This window comes from Vibrio sp. 970 (assembly GCF_033339075.1).
Genome location: NZ_JAWOTW010000060.1, coordinates 1 through 1,587, shown reverse-complemented (window position 1 = coordinate 1,587; position 1,587 = coordinate 1). Strand labels below are relative to the sequence as shown.

The following is a 1,587-nucleotide window of genomic DNA, read 5'->3' as shown; positions in this document are numbered from 1 at the left end:
AATGTTCAGTATTCATTGAGCCGAACAAAATCTTAAATTGAAGAGTTTGATCATGGCTCAGATTGAACGCTGGCGGCAGGCCTAACACATGCAAGTCGAGCGGAAACGAGTTATCTGAACCTTCGGGGAACGATAACGGCGTCGAGCGGCGGACGGGTGAGTAATGCCTAGGAAATTGCCCTGATGTGGGGGATAACCATTGGAAACGATGGCTAATACCGCATGATGCCTACGGGCCAAAGAGGGGGACCTTCGGGCCTCTCGCGTCAGGATATGCCTAGGTGGGATTAGCTAGTTGGTGAGGTAAGGGCTCACCAAGGCGACGATCCCTAGCTGGTCTGAGAGGATGATCAGCCACACTGGAACTGAGACACGGTCCAGACTCCTACGGGAGGCAGCAGTGGGGAATATTGCACAATGGGCGCAAGCCTGATGCAGCCATGCCGCGTGTGTGAAGAAGGCCTTCGGGTTGTAAAGCACTTTCAGTCGTGAGGAAGGTAGTGTAGTTAATAGCTGCATTATTTGACGTTAGCGACAGAAGAAGCACCGGCTAACTCCGTGCCAGCAGCCGCGGTAATACGGAGGGTGCGAGCGTTAATCGGAATTACTGGGCGTAAAGCGCATGCAGGTGGTTTGTTAAGTCAGATGTGAAAGCCCGGGGCTCAACCTCGGAATTGCATTTGAAACTGGCAGACTAGAGTACTGTAGAGGGGGGTAGAATTTCAGGTGTAGCGGTGAAATGCGTAGAGATCTGAAGGAATACCGGTGGCGAAGGCGGCCCCCTGGACAGATACTGACACTCAGATGCGAAAGCGTGGGGAGCAAACAGGATTAGATACCCTGGTAGTCCACGCCGTAAACGATGTCTACTTGGAGGTTGTGGCCTTGAGCCGTGGCTTTCGGAGCTAACGCGTTAAGTAGACCGCCTGGGGAGTACGGTCGCAAGATTAAAACTCAAATGAATTGACGGGGGCCCGCACAAGCGGTGGAGCATGTGGTTTAATTCGATGCAACGCGAAGAACCTTACCTACTCTTGACATCCAGAGAACTTTCCAGAGATGGATTGGTGCCTTCGGGAACTCTGAGACAGGTGCTGCATGGCTGTCGTCAGCTCGTGTTGTGAAATGTTGGGTTAAGTCCCGCAACGAGCGCAACCCTTATCCTTGTTTGCCAGCGAGTAATGTCGGGAACTCCAGGGAGACTGCCGGTGATAAACCGGAGGAAGGTGGGGACGACGTCAAGTCATCATGGCCCTTACGAGTAGGGCTACACACGTGCTACAATGGCGCATACAGAGGGCGGCCAACTTGCGAAAGTGAGCGAATCCCAAAAAGTGCGTCGTAGTCCGGATTGGAGTCTGCAACTCGACTCCATGAAGTCGGAATCGCTAGTAATCGTGGATCAGAATGCCACGGTGAATACGTTCCCGGGCCTTGTACACACCGCCCGTCACACCATGGGAGTGGGCTGCAAAAGAAGTAGGTAGTTTAACCTTCGGGGGGACGCTTACCACTTTGTGGTTCATGACTGGGGTGAAGTCGTAACAAGGTAGCGCTAGGGGAACCTGGCGCTGGATCACCTCCTTA

The 1,587-nt window shown here is 53.2% G+C and carries 1 rRNA gene; it reads left to right on the top strand.

Annotated elements, in window-relative coordinates:
- The first annotated feature begins 34 nt into the window (after positions 1 to 34).
- Positions 35 to 1,587, top strand: a 16S ribosomal RNA gene (locus R7Q11_RS24670).